At 69.2% G+C, this 16,507-nt stretch carries 17 protein-coding genes; 16 read left to right on the top strand and 1 reads right to left on the bottom strand.

What is annotated here, in order from left to right; genetic code table 11:
* Positions 1–56 precede the first annotated feature (56 nt).
* The 16 genes from ACIPKM_RS06085 to ACIPKM_RS06010 all read left to right on the top strand — a co-directional run bounded on the left by ACIPKM_RS06085 (position 57) and on the right by ACIPKM_RS06010 (position 15,797).
* Positions 57–488, top strand: coding sequence for a type II secretion system protein (locus tag ACIPKM_RS06085; RefSeq protein ID WP_071302478.1), 432 nt, complete (start codon positions 57–59; stop codon positions 486–488).
* A gap of 80 nt (positions 489–568) precedes the next feature.
* Positions 569–2,032, top strand: coding sequence for a prepilin-type N-terminal cleavage/methylation domain-containing protein (locus ACIPKM_RS06080; protein ID WP_139199263.1), 1,464 nt, complete (start codon positions 569–571; stop codon positions 2,030–2,032).
* On the top strand, positions 2,029–2,733 hold the full coding sequence (locus ACIPKM_RS06075; RefSeq protein WP_071302480.1) for a type II secretion system protein J: 705 nt from the start codon (positions 2,029–2,031) through the stop codon (positions 2,731–2,733). Before ACIPKM_RS06080 ends, ACIPKM_RS06075 begins: the two co-directional genes overlap by 4 nt.
* Before the next feature lie 47 nt (positions 2,734–2,780).
* Complete coding sequence (locus tag ACIPKM_RS06070; protein WP_402736367.1) at positions 2,781–4,610, top strand: hypothetical protein; 1,830 nt, start codon at positions 2,781–2,783, stop codon at positions 4,608–4,610.
* Positions 4,577–5,452, top strand: a complete 876-nt coding sequence (locus tag ACIPKM_RS06065) for an A24 family peptidase (RefSeq protein WP_254789424.1) — start codon at positions 4,577–4,579, stop codon at positions 5,450–5,452. Before ACIPKM_RS06070 ends, ACIPKM_RS06065 begins: the two co-directional genes overlap by 34 nt.
* Positions 5,453–5,491: 39 nt before the next feature.
* Entirely contained in the window at positions 5,492–6,544 is a 1,053-nt protein-coding gene (pilM, locus tag ACIPKM_RS06060) for a type IV pilus assembly protein PilM (RefSeq protein WP_070417672.1), read from the top strand.
* Positions 6,541–7,278 carry a hypothetical protein gene (locus tag ACIPKM_RS06055; RefSeq protein WP_402736366.1) on the top strand — a complete coding sequence of 246 codons (738 nt, stop codon included), beginning with the start codon at positions 6,541–6,543 and terminating at the stop codon, positions 7,276–7,278. The genes pilM and ACIPKM_RS06055 overlap by 4 nt, the downstream gene beginning before the upstream one ends.
* Positions 7,275–7,967 carry a type 4a pilus biogenesis protein PilO gene (gene pilO, locus ACIPKM_RS06050; protein WP_071295206.1) on the top strand — a complete coding sequence of 231 codons (693 nt, stop codon included), beginning with the start codon at positions 7,275–7,277 and terminating at the stop codon, positions 7,965–7,967. Before ACIPKM_RS06055 ends, pilO begins: the two co-directional genes overlap by 4 nt.
* A gap of 176 nt (positions 7,968–8,143) precedes the next feature.
* Positions 8,144–8,887 (top strand): hypothetical protein, encoded by a 744-nt coding sequence (locus ACIPKM_RS06045; RefSeq protein ID WP_402736365.1) that lies wholly within the window; start codon positions 8,144–8,146, stop codon positions 8,885–8,887.
* Positions 8,888–8,912: 25 nt separating this feature from the next.
* Positions 8,913–9,371, top strand: a complete 459-nt coding sequence (locus tag ACIPKM_RS06040; RefSeq protein ID WP_070417675.1) for a DUF6121 family protein — start codon at positions 8,913–8,915, stop codon at positions 9,369–9,371.
* A 34-nt stretch (positions 9,372–9,405) separates the two neighbouring features.
* Positions 9,406–10,542, top strand: a complete 1,137-nt coding sequence (locus tag ACIPKM_RS06035) for a hypothetical protein (RefSeq protein ID WP_402736364.1) — start codon at positions 9,406–9,408, stop codon at positions 10,540–10,542.
* A gap of 451 nt (positions 10,543–10,993) precedes the next feature.
* Entirely contained in the window at positions 10,994–11,362 is a 369-nt protein-coding gene (gene rpsL / locus ACIPKM_RS06030) for a 30S ribosomal protein S12 (RefSeq protein ID WP_017885540.1), read from the top strand.
* A 4-nt stretch (positions 11,363–11,366) separates the two neighbouring features.
* On the top strand, positions 11,367–11,837 hold the full coding sequence (rpsG, locus tag ACIPKM_RS06025; RefSeq protein ID WP_022903294.1) for a 30S ribosomal protein S7: 471 nt from the start codon (positions 11,367–11,369) through the stop codon (positions 11,835–11,837).
* Between the two features lie 87 nt (positions 11,838–11,924).
* Positions 11,925–14,039: an elongation factor G gene (fusA, locus tag ACIPKM_RS06020; RefSeq protein WP_070417677.1), complete on the top strand. Its 2,115-nt coding sequence runs from the start codon at positions 11,925–11,927 to the stop codon at positions 14,037–14,039.
* 134 nt (positions 14,040–14,173) lie between these two features.
* Entirely contained in the window at positions 14,174–15,361 is a 1,188-nt protein-coding gene (gene tuf / locus ACIPKM_RS06015) for an elongation factor Tu (RefSeq protein WP_070417678.1), read from the top strand.
* 178 nt (positions 15,362–15,539) lie between these two features.
* Positions 15,540–15,797 carry an Rv0909 family putative TA system antitoxin gene (locus tag ACIPKM_RS06010; RefSeq protein WP_071295208.1) on the top strand — a complete coding sequence of 86 codons (258 nt, stop codon included), beginning with the start codon at positions 15,540–15,542 and terminating at the stop codon, positions 15,795–15,797.
* A 131-nt stretch (positions 15,798–15,928) separates the two neighbouring features.
* Here the strand turns inward: ACIPKM_RS06010 and ACIPKM_RS06005 are convergent, their stop codons facing one another.
* Positions 15,929–16,495, bottom strand: coding sequence for a GNAT family N-acetyltransferase (locus tag ACIPKM_RS06005; RefSeq protein ID WP_402736363.1), 567 nt, complete (start codon positions 16,493–16,495; stop codon positions 15,929–15,931).
* Between the last annotated feature and the right edge of the window lie 12 nt (positions 16,496–16,507).

The raw sequence follows: 16,507 nt of genomic DNA, 5'->3' as shown, positions 1-16,507 counted from the left end.
CGGCGAGCACGCCCCGAACAATCTTCCCATCGCATTCCCGAAAGAATGGAAACACCATGTACTTCGCTCTCATGGGCAAGCTCGAGGCTCGCCGCAAGGGACTCCTCGAAGAGGACGAGAAGGGCTTCACGCTCATCGAGCTCCTCGTCGTCGTGATCATCATCGGCATCCTCGCCGCGATCGCCATCCCGGTGTACCTCAACGTGCAGAACAACGCGAAGGACGCCTCCGTGAAGTCGGACCTCGCCAACGCGAAGACCGCGGTGATCGCGTACCAGACCGACAAGAACGGCGCGCTGCCGGCCGCGACCGACTTCAACTCGTCGACGCTCGGCCAGTACGGCTGGACGCAGAGCACGGACAACACCATGGTCTACAAGACCACCGGCTCGGGAACGACCGCCGGCTTCTGCATCAACGGCACCGGCGCGACGAAGAACCCGTTCAACATCACGGACAAGACGTCTGCAGCCACCGGGTCCTGCTGATCCAGTTGATCGCGTGAAGGGCGGTCCGTCGTCGGACGGACCGCCCTTTCGCTCACCCGAACACCGACCAGGAGGTGACCATGATCCAACGACTGCGGAACGCCCTCAGCCCGCGCGACGAGCGCGACGCCGAGGCCGGCTTCTCGATCATCGAGGTCATGGTCGCGATGATGGTGTTCGCGGTGATGTCGGTGGGCATCGCCTACGGCATCGCGAACACCCTGCAGCTCACCCAGACGACCCGCGGCCGTGAGACCGCGGTGGCGCTGGCCTCGCAGGACATCGACACGCTCCGGCAGACCGCCGCGGCGTCGACCGCCGGGATCTTCAAGGTGATCAGCAAGGCGGGGGCCGACAACACGAAGACGGTCGGCAACGTCGAGTACAAGATCGACCGAGCAGTCTCTTGGGTGCAGAGCGACGGTGCGACCGGCGCGTGCGGGTCGTCGACCGGCAAGCTCGCATACAAGAGCATCGTCGAAACCGTGAGCTGGCCCAGCCCGCGCAGCGGCGGGACGAGTTCCACCTCGGTGACCTCCGCCATCGCGCCGAGCGACGCCGTGACCGACCCCGGGTACGGCACGCTGATCATCTCGGTCGCGACGGCGGCCGGCGCCCCGTACGCGGGCGTCGGCATCACGGTCACGCCGGTCTCCGGCGGCGGTGGCTCCGCGCTCACCACAGCGGTCCAGCCGACCGACGCACAGGGCTGCTCCTACGCGGTCAACGTGGCGCCCGGCGACTACACGGTCACCGCGAACACCACCGGTGGCATCGACACGAACCAGGCGCAGCCGTCCTCCCAGTCGCCGATCACCGTCTCCGCCGGTGCGAGCTCACCGGTACCGTTCGTGTACGACCGCGCGAGCCAGCTGACGCTGCAGTACGCGAAGGGCTACAACGCGACGCTCCCCACGAACATGGTGACGGTGCTCTCCTCGACGGTCGGCGGCCTCGACACGGTCAAGCCGTGGGACGTCACCAGCACGTCGCTCGCCGTCACGTCCGCCTCGACGCCGAGCCTGCCGGTGTTCCCGTTCACCTCGGGCTACACCGTCTACGCGGGTCCGTACTCGAACAGTTCGGCGTCGTCCTCGAGCTGTCTCAGCCCGAACCCGTCGGCATGGTCGACACCGAATCCCTCTGGGGCAGTCGGCTCGGCACCGGGGACGATCGAGACGTCACCGGGGGTGCCGTCCTCGGCGTCCGTGATGATGGGCGTCGCGACGGTGAAGGGGGTCAAGAGCCGCTACGTGACCGCGGTGTCGTCCTCGAACCCCGCTGCCGGTGACCCGGGGTGCTCCGCCGGCATGACGATGAAGTTCCCGCTCTCGTCAGCGGACACGGCGACGATCGCCCTGCCCTTCGGGACCTGGACCCTCTACTCGGGGACGTCCTTCGGCGCGACGACCAAGAACGAGATCGCCTCGAACGCCTCGAACGTGAACGCGGTCACGAGCGGCCGCGTGAACCAGAAGAGCGCGCTCGTGGTCATCAGCTACGACAACACGCTCACGCTCGACCCACGAGGGCAGACGTCGTGACCGGGGCCCTCCGTCGGCTGCACGCCGACCAGTCGGGCGTCACGCTCTCCGAGCTGCTGGTCGCGGTGAGCGTGGCGATGGTCATCCTCGTCGCCGTCGGCGGCTTCTTCACCGCCACGCTCCGGGCCGGTTCGACGAACACGACGTCCGACCAGAACGCACGGTCGGCGTCGATCGTGATGAACTCGCTGACCCGGTACGTCCACGCGGCGAGCCTGTTGCCGAAGGCGGACGGCAGCTACGCCGCGGCGCTGACGGAAGCCGCGCCGACGCGGACGACCTTCTACGCCTACATCAACCTGGACGGCAACAGCACCGACAAGCCCGTCCAGATCCGGTACTCGGTCAACGCTGCGAAGCGGATCGTCCTGGACCAGTGGGACGGCACCGCCAACAACGGCTTCTGGACGTTCCCCGCGACCACGCAGACCCCGACGCGCAGCGTCGTCGTGGGTGGACCCGTCGCGTCCCCCACGGTCGACGGCGACCCGCTGTTCGAGTACCTCGGGGCCAACGGCACCACCGTCCCGACGCAGTCGGACGGCACGCTCGCCGCGACGCAGCTCGGGAACGTCCGTGCCGTGCGCGTGAACCTCGAGCTCGGCTCGTCGACGGCCGGCCTGTCCGGGAACACCCACATCCAGAACACCCTGTACCTCTTCAACGTGGTCTACGGGACGAACACCGGAGGGACCCCGTGAGGCGGATCCACGCACTCCTGGACCGGGCCCAGCGCGACGAGCGGGGCATGATCCTCGCCAACGTGCTCATCTTCGGCACCGTCATGATGCTGCTCGTCGCGACCATGATCGCCGTGTCGACGTCCGGCGCCGTGAAGTCGGCGACCGACCGCAACTTCCAGAACGCGATCGCCGCCGCGTACGCGGGGCTCGCCGACTACCAGTCGAAGCTCTCGAACGACAACGGGTACGCCCTCTACGGCAACGCAGCCGCGCAGTTCAGCAAGGACAGCGGATCGACCTTCAGCGGACAGAACGGCAACGACGCCTTCTCGAAGTGGGCCGGGGTCGTCGGGTCGACGGACCAGTGGTACCGGTACGAGGTCGACAACTCGAACTACTCCTCGAAGGGCGTCCTGAAGGTCCGCGTGACCGGCAAGTCGGGCGGCAGCGTGCGGTCCCTGGTCGCCAACCTCAAGGGCGACGGCTTCATCAACTACCTCTACTTCACGAACTACGAATCGTCGAACCCGGCGATCTCCGGCAGCTCCTGCACCACCACGTACCAGTGGCAGAGCGGGACGAAGTGCCAGGCGGTGCAGTTCGCCGGGACCGACGTCCTGAACGGTCCCATCCGGACGAACGACGTGTTCACCGCGGCCTGCTCGACGGTGTTCAACGGCACCGTCGAGCAGCACGACACGAGCGTCCGCCCGTCCAGCGGGACGTGCAGCGGCGTGTTCAACGGCGGCGCCGCGACCGCGGTGCCCTACCTCGGGCTCCCCGCGCTGAACTCGAACATGTCGCAGGAGACCCGCACGGACACCCCGACCACGGTCCCTCGTCCCGGCTGCCTCTACACCGGGCCGACGCGGGTGTCGTTCCTCGGCAACGGCAAGATGACCGTCTGGTCACCGTGGTCCAAGGCGACGCAGATCCAGGTGGTCGCGTCGACCGGTGAGGTCAAGGCGGGAGCCGACCTCGCGAAGTCCGCCGCACTGTGCGGGACCATCTCGGACCTGCAGAGCGCTGCCGGTGCCACCATCACGACCCTCCCGGCGAACCTCATGTACGTCCAGGATGTGCCGACCGCCTCGAACAACGCCAACTCCTGGGCGGCGAACACGTTCCCCTCGAAGTACACGAACACGTACTGCACGACGACGGTCACCGTGCGATCGAACGGGACCACGACGACCACGACGAACCAGCCCTTCAGCAACGGGCAGGGCTTCCCGGCCGCCGGCGAGTGGATCAACGGCGGCACGTCGGGTTCGTACGCACAGACCGGGTCGGCGTCGGACACGTACAGCTGCTCGGCGGGGGACGTGTTCGTCAGCGGCGCGTTCGCCGGTGCCATGACCATCGCGTCGTCCGGCACGATCTGGGTGACGGACGACATCACCTACGTCAGCGCGACGAACGACATCCTCGGACTGGTCGGGCAGAACGCCGTCGAGGTCTACAACCCCGCACGCTGCACCTCCTACCCGACCGTCTACCAGTGGGGCGTCGGCAACGTCACCGACACCACACGCTGCAACCAGAGCGGCGTCCGACTCCTCAACCGGACCGGCGGCGAGTCCCTGACGATCAGCGCGGCGATCGCGAGCAACGCGGGGACGTTCTGGAACCAGAACTACGACATCGGGTCGAAGCTGGGTGTGCTCAAGGTCATCGGCTCCATCGCGCAGAACTGGCGTGGACCCGTCGCGACCACGGGCAGCACGGGGTTCTCGAAGAACTACGTCTACGACCAGCGCCTGCTGACCACTGCGCCGCCGAAGTTCCTCCAACCCGTGTCGACCTCCTACGGCGTGACCACGCAGGTGGAGGTGCAGGCGGCGTTCAATGCGGACGGCTCGTGCGCGACGACCAGCACGGGGGCGTGCAGGTGATCGGCGTGGGCGAGGTCCTGCCGATCGTCGTCGTCCTCGCCGGCGTGCTCGGCCTGCTCGTCGGCTCATTCCTGAACGTCGTCGTCCACCGCGTCCCCGCCGGCCTCTCGGTGGTGTCGCCGCCGAGCTCCTGCCCCGGGTGCGGACACGCCATCCGGCGTCGGGACAACGTGCCGGTGCTCTCATGGGTGCTCCTGCGCGGACGGTGCCGGGACTGCGCGGAGCCGATCTCGCCTCGGTACCCGATCGTCGAGCTGTCGACCGCACTGCTGTTCGTCGCGGTCGCGGCCGTCGCGGTCTCCGGACCCGTGGTGATCGGACCCGTCCGTGTCCCTGCAGCCCAGGCGGTCCTCCTCGCGGCTCTGCTGTACCTCATGGCGGTCTCCGTCGCCCTCGCGCTGATCGACCTCGAGACGCACACCCTGCCGAACGCGATCGTCTACCCGTCCGCCGTGGTCCTCGCCGTCCTCCTGGTCGTCGTCTCGGTGCTGAGCGGAGACCTCGCGGCCCTCGGCCGGGCCGGGATCGGGGCGGTGGTCCTCGGCGGCGCCTACCTCGCGCTGGCCGTCGCGGTCCCGGGCGGGATGGGGCTCGGCGACGTGAAACTCGCCGTCGTCCTCGGGCTCGTCCTCGCGTACCTCGGATGGGGACCCCTCGCAGTGGGTGCTTTCGGCGCCTTCGTGGTCGGAGGTACCGTCGCGATCGCGCTGGTCACCACACGACGTGCGCGATGGCGCGGTGGCGTGCCGTTCGGGCCGTCGATGCTGATCGGCGCGTGGATCGGCATCGTCTTCGGACACGCTCTCTGGACCGCCTACCTCGGGGTCCTCGGACTCGCCTGACGCCTCCTCCACCGACCACTCCTCGACGAAAGCAGCAACATGGGCAAGAGCATCGTGGGCATCGACATCGCGGGATCCTCGATCCGCGCGGTCGAGGTCGCGAACGCCGACCGCGCACGCCCGACCGTCCTGCGGTTCGCCGAGGTCCCGACCCCGCCGGACGCCGTCAGCCGTGGCGAGGTGCTCGAGCCCAACACGGTCGCGTCGGCACTGCGCTCCCTGTGGTCCATCGGCCGGTTCCGCTCGAAGGACGTCGTGCTCGGCATGGGCAACCAACGCGTGCTCTCCCGCGACCTGACCGTCCCGGCCGCACCGTTGGCGCAGATCCGCGAGAGCCTGCCGTTCCAGGTGCAGGACATGCTCCCCGTTCCCGTCGGCGACGCGATCCTCGACTTCTACCCGACCGCCGAGGCGATGAGCGACAACGGTCCCGTCGTGCACGGCCTGCTCGTCGCGGCGATCAAGGACGCGGTGCTCGCGAACGTCAAGGCCGCGCAGCTCGCTGGCCTCAACCCGGTCGGCGTCGACCTCATCCCCTTCGCCCTGACCCGCGTCCTCGTGGGCCGGCCGGGGCTGCACGGCACCACGGCGCTGGTCCAGCTCGGCGCCGACACGACGACCGTCGTCCTCGTGAGCGACGGCGTCCCCCAGTTCGTCCGCATCATCCCGACGGGCGGGAACGACGTCACCAAGACGCTCGCGGCCGCGCTCGACATCGAGTTCGGACAAGCCGAGGTCGTGAAGCGGCACCTCGGCATCGGTACGGGCGCTCGCACGCCGGACGACGCGCGCGCCGTCTCCGTCATCGCCGACGCCGTCACGGAGCTCATCGCGAGCCTGCGGAACACGATCAGCTACTTCGTCAACACGCGCCCGGGCGACCACGTCGAGCGCATCGTCCTCGTGGGCGGTGGCGCTCGCCTCGTCGGCCTGCCGGAGGCGCTCGCCGCGCACACCCACCTCCCGGTGCAGCGCGGCTCGGCATTCGCGGGGGTCGACCTCGCGCGGTCGATCCCGGTGCAGGACGTGACGGACCACGAGGACGCGATCGCCGTCGCCTACGGGCTGGCAGTGGGGAGTCGAGCAGCATGACCGCCACCGACATCCGGGCCGCAGCGCCCGAGGACACCACCGGACCCGGACGGGGTCGCGCTCCGCGCGGCCCGCGCACGACGGCGTCCACCTCGATCGCGGGGCGTGAGCCGCGAGTCGACCTCCTCCCGCCCGAGGTCCACACGGAGCGCCGCGAACGGGCCATCGCGCGGCGCGCCTGGCTCGGCGTGATCGTCGCCGCCGCGGTCGCGGCCCTGGGCTCCGGCGGCGCGTACGTACACCAGCTCGACACGGCGCAGTCGTACCTGTCCGCGCAGAACGAGACCACCTCGCTCCTACAGCAGCAGCAGCGCTACTCGGAGGTCCGTTCGGCCGAGAACGACACGGCCCTGCTCGAAGCTGCCCAGTCCGTCGGTGGCTCCACCGAGATCGACTGGAGTTCGACACTCGCGCAGCTGAAGTCGGTGCTCCCCGCCGGCGTCTCCATCACCGCGATGACGATCGACTCGGCGGACTCCACCGAGTCCTTCGCGCAGTCGACCGTCCCGTTGCAGGGGTCACGCGCAGCGACGATGCAGCTGACGATCCAGAGCCCGAGCATCCCCTCGGTCCCGGACTGGACCGCACGCCTCTCGCAGCTCCGTGGCTACGTCGACTCGACGATCACCTCGGTCGCGCTCGAGGAGGACACGGGGCAGTACTCGGCGACCATCCAGGCGCACCTCGGCGCAAAGGCGTTCGACGGCAAGTACACGAAGGACGGATCGAAGTGAACAAGAACCGTCTCTCCCTCATCATCGCGTTGGCCGCGACGCTGGCCGTCCTCGCGGGCGGGTGGTTCCTCGGCGCACAGCCGCAGCTCGCACAGGCGTCCGACAACAGCGCTCAGCAGGCTGACATCGACGCGACGAACGCCCGGAACCGCGCCGAACTCCACCGACTCGAGGAGGCGTACACGTCGCTCGACGCGACGAAGGCCGAGCTGGCTGCCCTGCGGGCCTCGGTCCCGTCCTCGACCGACACCGCCTCGCTGCTGAACCAGCTGAACGGCGCGGGCGCTGCCAGCGGCGTCACGGTCACGTCGATCACCATCGGTGACCCCAAGGCGTACGCCCCAGTGGCCGCGGCGGAACCGGCCCCGTCCGCGAGTGCGTCCCCGTCGTCGACGGCGTCCGCGTCGGCAGCGCCGACAGCCGCAGCGACGCCCGAGGCGCCGGCCCCGCACAGCGACGCCCAGATCACGAGCGCGAACTTCGTGGTCGTGCCCGTGACGGCGGCCGTCAAGGGGTCGTACGACCAGGCACTCGCCTTCACGAAGAACGTGCAGAACGGTCAGCGGCTGTTCCTCGTGAACGGGGTCGCGGCGACGAGTTCCGACTCGGGAGGCGACCCGATGGCCGACCAGTCGTGGTCGCTCTCCGGGTACGTCTACGTGCTCGCGGACCCCGCCACGAACGGCTGATCCGACCCCCACCAACTGGGGTCCGACGCGCCACGCCGCACCCTCTTCCGCACGGCCTCCAGCTGTGCTTACGATGCTCCTGAGCCCGCGCTCGCGGCTGCTCGTCCCTCTCTCGAACGGTCGCTCGAAACGGCCGTTCCTCGTCGTGCCCGGAGTCGCGCGTGTTGGCTGGAATCGTGGAGTTCCTCGGTTGGTTCGGAGCGGTAACCGTCCTTGCCGGTTACCTGCTCTTCTCGATGGGCAAGCTCCCGAACGGCCCGGTGTACCAGCTGTTCAACCTCGTGGGCGGGCTCGCCGTGGCGATCAACGTCGCGGCGCACCACGCCGTCCCGTCGACGATCGTGAACGGCATCTGGGCGATCGTCGCGGTCGTCGTGCTCGTCAAGATGGCGAAGGCCCGTCGTGCGGCGAAGCGGGGTGCCCCGTCGACCGAGACGCCGGTGCTCCACGCCGAGCCGCCGGCGACCACGGCGGTCCTGCCGATCGTCGGACCCGCGCTGCGCGACCACGGGGCGGCGGCGACGCTCGCCGTGGCACCCGCGCCGCGCCTCCAGGGCCCGGACGCCGACGGCGACGCGACCAGCACGCCCGACGCGACGCACGCGACCGACGCGACGCACGCGACCGACGCGACGCACGCGACCGACGCGACGCACGCGACCGACGCGACGCACGCGACAAGCACGCCCGACGCGACCAGCACGACCGACGCCCCGACCGTAGCCGCGCCGATGACCGAGTCCATCCCGGTGATCACGGCCACGATCGCCCTCGCGCTCGTCGCCGCAGCGCAGGAGCACGCCGACCAGGCGACCCACGCCGACCCGACCCACGCCGACCCGACCCACGCCGACCCGACCCACGCCGACCAGCAGACGCACGCGAACGAGCCGCAGCGCGCAGACGCCACCCCCGCCTGAGCCCCGCCAGCGATACGATCACCGCATGTCCCGGTGGTTGATCGCGACGATGACGTCGATCCTGTTCATCGCGCTCGTCATCGCGGTGACCGGCTTCGAGGCCCTCCTCGCCGACGTCGAGGTCATCTCCCAGCCCGACGCCACCCCGTACCTCGGCCCCGCGATGGTGCTCGGCGGTGCCGTGGTGGTGTTCCTCGCGACCGCGGTCGGCTCCCGCGAGGGCAACCCCGGCGTCACCGGCCTCGTCGCCGCGGCGACCTGCTACCTGGTGATGCTCGGCGTCGGGGCGGTCGGCTACAGCCTGGTCCGCAGCGACCTCACCGAGCTGCTCGTGTTCCCGGCCGGCTACGCACTCGGCCCGTTCGTCGTCGGTTCGGTGGTCGTGGCACTCCTGTGCGTCGTCGGCGGGATCGCCGCGGCACGGCACCAGTCGCGCGCGTCGGGGGTGCGCCCGGAGCCCGGCGATGACGGTGCCCGCCGGTAGTCTTCCTGCAGCACCACAGGACGACGGGGGACCGATGACCGACCAGCACCAGGCCGACGGATGGGGATCCGTCCCGGCCGTGGACTCGATCCGCGGCACGCGGGACGCACCACCGGCGGGGGCGTCCGGACCGCAGCCCCGGCCCCGTCGTCGACTCGGTCGCGGGCGGCTCGTCAGCATCGTCGCGGGTGGCGCGGCCGTCGTGCTGCTCCTGGTCGCGGGCGTGGTCGGCTACTCGGTCGGCACGTCGACGCACGCCGCCGATCGTCCGGTCCGTGCCTTCCTCGACGACCTCACGGCGGGTCGGGTGGGCGCCGCGCTCGACGTGGCGGGCATCGAGCACGACGAACGCGACCTGCTCCTCACCAAGGCCGCCTACGCGAAGGCGAAGGACCGCGTCACGGGCTACCGGATCGCCGCCACGCGTGCGGACGGCGACACCGCCACGGTCACGGCCTACCTGCGGCAGGCGGGGCGCGACGTCTCGTCCACCTTCACCCTCGACAAGACGGGCACCGACTGGGGTGTGTTCCCGGTCTGGCAGCTCGAGGCACCGCGGCTCGGTGCGGTGGACGTCAGCCTGCGCGGCCCCACGGGCACGAAGGTGTCGGTCGCCGGGCAGTCCGTGGTCACGTCGAAGGACGGCACGGCGACGCTCACGGCCCTCCCCGGCACGTACGACGTCGCGGTGGACGGTGGCGAGTGGTACTCCGCCAAGGCCGCGACGGCGACGGTCACCGGGTTCGGGGGCACCGCCTCGAGCCCCGTCTCGATGACGACGGAGCTCACCGCAGCGGGCAAGCGGTCCGCCCAGGCGGCGGTGGACGCATGGGTCGACGGCTGCATCGCCTCGACCGAGGCGGCACCGGCCGGGTGCAGCTTCTACGCCTACGGGCAGGACGCCGCCTACACGTACACGAACCAGAAGTGGACGCTGGACACCCGCCCCACCGTGTCGATCGGCGGGTGGGTGTCGAACGGCTGGCTCGTCACGACGACGTCCTTCGGCCGGGCCACGTTCACGGCGGACATCTCCGGCCCGGGCGGGGTGGGCACGGCGTCCGCCGGGCCGATGAACGTCAACGCCAGCGGGTACGTCACCGAGTTCACGGACGCGGGGGCGACGTTCCGCTCGGCGGTGGGCAACGGCTCGTCCGACACGGGCTCCTGACGCCGCGCACGACGGCGCCCGGTGCGTCCAGGAGGCGCGGTGCCGGCCCGCCACGTCCGTCCAGCGGCCGTGGGTCCGGTCCACCGCGCCCGGCCAGCGGCCGTGGGTCCGGTCCACCGCGCCCGGCCGGCGGCCGTGTGTCCGGTCCACCGCGCCCGGCCGGGCGGAGCGCCCCGCGCCCCGCGCGACCACCCACGCGACGCCTGTTCGCCCAGGGCACTCGTCACGCGCCTCCAGGGCGACGCGCCCGGATTGATTTCGCCGGGTTACGCGGGTAATCTCTTCCGGGTGTGCGCCTTCGGGCGTGCCCGAAAAGTCCGGTCCGACCAACGGTCGGCCGGAACACTCCGTCCCCCACTCGTCATCCGCCGTCAGGCGGTGATCAGCGTGGGACGAGGAAGTCGGCGGACCGCGCCGGCCGGAGAACACGAGCGAAGAACCAGGAGAACAGTTGCCTACTATTCAGCAGCTGGTTCGCAAGGGTCGTACGCCGAAGGTCACCAAGACCAAGGCGCCCGCCCTGAAGGCGAACCCCCAGCAGCGTGGTGTGTGCACCCGCGTCTACACCACCACCCCGAAGAAGCCGAACTCGGCACTGCGCAAGGTCGCTCGTGTCAAGCTCTCGAACGGCACCGAGGTCACGGCCTACATCCCCGGTGAGGGCCACAACCTCCAGGAGCACTCGATGGTGCTCGTGCGCGGCGGTCGTGTGAAGGACCTCCCCGGTGTCCGCTACAAGATCATCCGCGGTGCGCTCGACACGCAGGCCGTGAAGAACCGTAAGCAGGCACGTAGCCGCTACGGCGCGAAGAAGGGTTGAGCCAATGCCTCGTAAGGGTCCCGCCCCCAAGCGTCCCGTCGTCGCAGACCCGGTCTACGGCGCACCGATCGTCTCGCAGCTCGTGAACAAGATCCTGCTCGACGGCAAGAAGGGCCTCGCAGAGCGCATCGTCTACGGTGCCCTCGAAGGCGTTTCCGCCAAGAACCAGCAGGACGCCGTCGCGACGCTCAAGAAGGCGCTCGACAACGTCCGTCCCACCCTCGAGGTCCGTAGCCGCCGCGTCGGTGGCTCGACCTACCAGGTCCCGGTCGAGGTCAAGCCGCACCGCGCGAACACCCTCGCGCTCCGCTGGCTGACCTCGTACGCCAAGGCCCGTCGCGAGAAGACGATGACCGAGCGTCTCATGAACGAGATCCTCGACGCGTCGAACGGTCTCGGTGCCGCGGTCAAGCGCCGTGAGGACACGCACAAGATGGCCGAGTCGAACAAGGCCTTCGCCCACTACCGCTGGTAGTCCCGGCACCGTCCGGGCGCCGGTGGTCATGAACCCCGGCGCCCGCACGGACGCCAACCTCTCCTACAACTCTTCCGGAGGAACCCTGTGGCACAGGACGTGCTCACCGACCTGAACAAGGTCCGCAACATCGGCATCATGGCGCACATCGATGCCGGCAAGACCACGACGACCGAGCGCATCCTGTTCTACACGGGCATCACGCACAAGATCGGTGAGGTCCACGACGGCGCTGCCACGATGGACTGGATGGCGCAGGAGCAGGAGCGCGGCATCACGATCACGTCGGCCGCGACGACCTGCTTCTGGGACAACAACCAGATCAACATCATCGACACCCCCGGTCACGTGGACTTCACGGTCGAGGTGGAGCGTTCGCTCCGCGTGCTCGACGGTGCGGTCGCCGTCTTCGACGGCAAGGAGGGCGTCGAGCCCCAGTCCGAGACCGTCTGGCGTCAGGCCGACAAGTACGACGTCCCGCGCATCTGCTTCGTCAACAAGATGGACAAGCTGGGCGCCGACTTCTACTTCACGGTCGACACCATCATCAACCGCCTCGGCGCGGAGCCCCTCGTGCTCCAGCTCCCGATCGGCGCCGAGAACGACTTCGTCGGGATCGTCGACCTCATCGAGATGCACGCCAAGGTCTGGCCGGGCGACTCCAAGGGTGATGTCACCATGGGCGCCCAGTACGAGGTCCAGGAGATCCCCGCGGACCTCAAGGACCGTGCGGACGAGTACCGCGCCAAGCTGATCGAGCGCGTCGCCGAGACCGACGACGCCCTGCTCGAGAAGTACTTCGGCGGCGAGGAGCTCACCAAGGACGAGATCAAGGCTGCGATCCGCAAGCTCACGATCGCGTCCGAGGTCTACCCCGTCCTGTGCGGCTCGGCCTTCAAGAACCGCGGTGTCCAGCCGATGCTCGACGCCGTCATCGACTACCTCCCGTCCCCGCTCGACGTGCCGCCGATGATCGGCCACGACGTCAAGGACGAGGAGAAGGAGATCATCCGCAAGCCCGACGCGTCGGAGCCGTTCTCGGCCCTCGCGTTCAAGGTCGCGGTGCACCCCTTCTTCGGTCGTCTCACCTACGTCCGCGTCTACTCGGGCTCGATCGAGTCGGGTGCCCAGGTCATCAACTCGACCAAGGGCAAGAAGGAGCGCATCGGGAAGATCTTCCAGATGCACTCCAACAAGGAGAACCCGGTCGACAACGTGACCGCCGGCCACATCTACGCGGTCATCGGCCTCAAGGACACCACCACCGGTGACACCCTGTGCGACCCGACCAACCAGGTCGTCCTCGAGTCGATGACGTTCCCGGAGCCGGTCATCGAGGTCGCCATCGAGCCGAACACGAAGGCCGACCAGGAGAAGCTCTCCACGGCCATCCAGAAGCTCGCCGAAGAGGACCCGACGTTCCGCGTCGAGCTCAACGCCGAGACCGGTCAGACGACGATCAAGGGCATGGGCGAGCTCCACCTCGACATCCTCGTCGACCGCATGAAGCGCGAGTTCAAGGTCGAGGCGTCGGTCGGCAAGCCCCAGGTGGCCTACCGCGAGACCCTGACCAAGGTCGTCGAGCGTTACGACTACACGCACAAGAAGCAGACCGGTGGTTCCGGCCAGTTCGCGAAGGTGCAGATCGCCCTCGAGCCGATGGAAGTCACGGCCGAGAAGGTCTACGAGTTCGAGAACGCCGTCACCGGTGGTCGCGTCCCGCGTGAGTACATCCCGTCGGTCGACGCCGGTATCCAGGACGCCATGCAGGTCGGCATCCTGGCCGGGTACCCGACCGTCGGCGTGAAGGCCATCCTCAAGGACGGCGCGGCGCACGACGTCGACTCGTCCGAGATGGCGTTCAAGATCGCCGGTTCGATCGCCTACAAGGAAGCGGCCCGCAAGGCCGGTCCGGCGATCCTCGAGCCGATCATGGCCGTCGAGGTCCGTACTCCGGAGGAGTACATGGGCGACGTCATCGGTGACCTGAACTCCCGTCGTGGCCAGATCGCCTCGATGGAGGACGCCTCGGGCGTCAAGGTGGTCCGCGCGAGCGTGCCGCTGTCCGAGATGTTCGGCTACGTCGGCGACCTGCGGTCGAAGACCTCTGGTCGTGCGGTCTACTCGATGACCTTCGAGACCTACAGCCAGGTCCCGGCCAAGGTCGCCGAGGAGATCATCGCGAAGAACGCGGGGGAGTGACGCTCAAGCGTCTCTCCACAGGCGGGGGTGCCCGGCGACGGGCCCCTCGCCACCAAGTACAGTAAAGACACACACTGCACGCCAACGGTTCACGAACCGGGGGCATGCTCTCCGAGTCCTGAGGAGGACCCACAGTGGCCAAGGCCAAGTTCGAGCGGACCAAGCCGCACGTCAACATCGGAACCATCGGTCACGTCGACCACGGCAAGACCACGCTCACGGCGGCGATCACCAAGGTTCTGCACGACCAGTACCCGGACCTCAACGAGGCCCGTGACTTCGCTCAGATCGACAACGCTCCCGAGGAGCGCGAGCGCGGCATCACGATCAACATCTCGCACGTCGAGTACCAGACCGAGAAGCGCCACTACGCGCACGTCGACGCTCCTGGTCACGCTGACTACGTGAAGAACATGATCACGGGTGCGGCGCAGATGGACGGCGCGATCCTCGTGGTCGCCGCCACCGACGGTCCGATGCCCCAGACGCGTGAGCACGTGCTGCTCGCCCGCCAGGTCGGCGTCCCCTACATCGTCGTCGCGCTGAACAAGTCCGACATGGTGGACGACGAGGAGATCCTGGAGCTCGTCGAGCTCGAGGTCCGTGAGCTCCTCGGCTCGCAGGAGTTCGACGAGGACGCCCCCGTCGTGCAGGTCTCGGCGCTCAAGGCGCTCGAGGGCGACGAGAAGTGGGTCAAGTCCGTCCAGGACCTCATGGCCCAGGTCGACGAGCACGTGCCGGACCCGGTGCGCGCCACCGACCAGCCGTTCCTGATGCCGATCGAGGACGTCTTCACGATCACCGGTCGTGGCACGGTCGTCACCGGTCGTGTCGAGCGTGGCACGCTCGACCTCAACTCCGAGGTCGAGATCGTCGGCATCCGCCCGACGCAGAAGACCACGGTCACGGGCATCGAGATGTTCCGCAAGCTGCTCGACAAGGCCGAGGCTGGTGACAACACCGGTCTGCTCATCCGTGGCCTCAAGCGCGAGGACGTGGAGCGCGGCCAGGTCGTCGTGAAGCCGGGTTCGGTCACGCCGCACACCGAGTTCAAGGCGAACGCCTACATCCTGACCAAGGAAGAGGGCGGGCGTCACAACCCGTTCTACGCGAACTACCGTCCGCAGTTCTACTTCCGCACCACGGACGTCACCGGCGTCATCACGCTGCCCGAGGGCACCGAGATGGTCATGCCCGGCGACACCGTGTCGATGGCCGTCGAGCTGATCCAGCCGATCGCCATGGAGCCGGGTCTCCGTTTCGCCATCCGTGAGGGTGGTCGCACGGTCGGCGCCGGTACGGTCGAGGAGATCGTCAAGTAACTCCGGTTACCACGCGTCAGCGGGGTCGGACCTTCGGGTCCGGCCCCGCTTTCCGTTTCCCGGGAGTTCGCTCGCGTTCGGCGGACAGGTCGCGGGGATCGGAGCACGATGTGGGCCAAGCGGCCGGATCGACCGGCCATCGAACGGCCGGGTCACCTCCGGCCGGCAGGGAGGCAGCATGGCCGGCTTCGACGACATCCAGAAGAACGTCTCCGCCAAGGCGGAGGAGGTCACCGACCGCGCGAAGGCGTTCGTGGACGAGAACAAGGACAAGATCGAGGAGGCGCTGCAGAGCGACAAGGCGGAGGACGTCTCCGACAAGATCATCCACGGCCTGGCCGACGGCATCAAGAAGGTCACGGGCGGCAAGTTCGACGAGCAGATCGACAAGACCGCGCAGGACCTGGACGACAAGATCGGCAACAACGGCGAGTAGGTCCGACGCCGACGGCGGACTGGAGGCGCGGGGGGCCCCCGGGGGCGCCCCCCCCCCCCCGGGGGGGGGGGCGGGGGGGGGCCCCGGCGGGGCCCCCCGCCTCCAGTGCCGTCTCGGGGCCGGCCCGATCGTCAGGCCGGTTCGACCGTCGTGGTGACGACCCAGCGGTGCTTGCCGATCGCACGCTGGCGCGCGAACCCGAACCGCTCGAACGTCGAGAGCGCGCCGTGGAAGAGGAAGCCGGCCGGCACCGTCCCGGCGGGTTCCGGGTAGCCCTCGACGGTCCCGCCGCCGGCGGCGGCGATGAGCGCGAGCGCACCGCCGAGCGCCTCGGTGGCGACCCCCTGTCGGCGGTACCCGGCGCGGACGTAGGTGCAGCCGATGCGCCAGGCGGGATCCGGACCGACCTGCGTCCGGTCGTACACGCGACGGTTCTTGATGCGGACGACCTCGGGGACCGGCCCGTACTGGCACCAGCCGACGCACCGCTTCCCGTCGAGGACGAGCGCAGCGTGGGTGGTGCCGGCGAGGACGCGGGCGCGCTTGCGCTCCCGGTTGCACGCGGCGTCCCGTGTCGGCCCCTCGTCGTGGAAGCCGATGCAGAAGCAGCCGCTCGGGAAGCCGTCGCTCGTGCGGCAGAGCTCGTCGAAGGCGTCCCACGTGGACGCGTCGAGAGGACGTACGGTGTACGGCGCCATGGCGGCAGCGTA

Source organism: Curtobacterium sp. NPDC086286 (assembly GCF_044746255.1).
Taxonomy (GTDB): domain Bacteria; phylum Actinomycetota; class Actinomycetes; order Actinomycetales; family Microbacteriaceae; genus Curtobacterium.
Note: the sequence above shows the minus strand (reverse complement) of the source record. Positions and strands in the feature narration are given on the sequence as shown.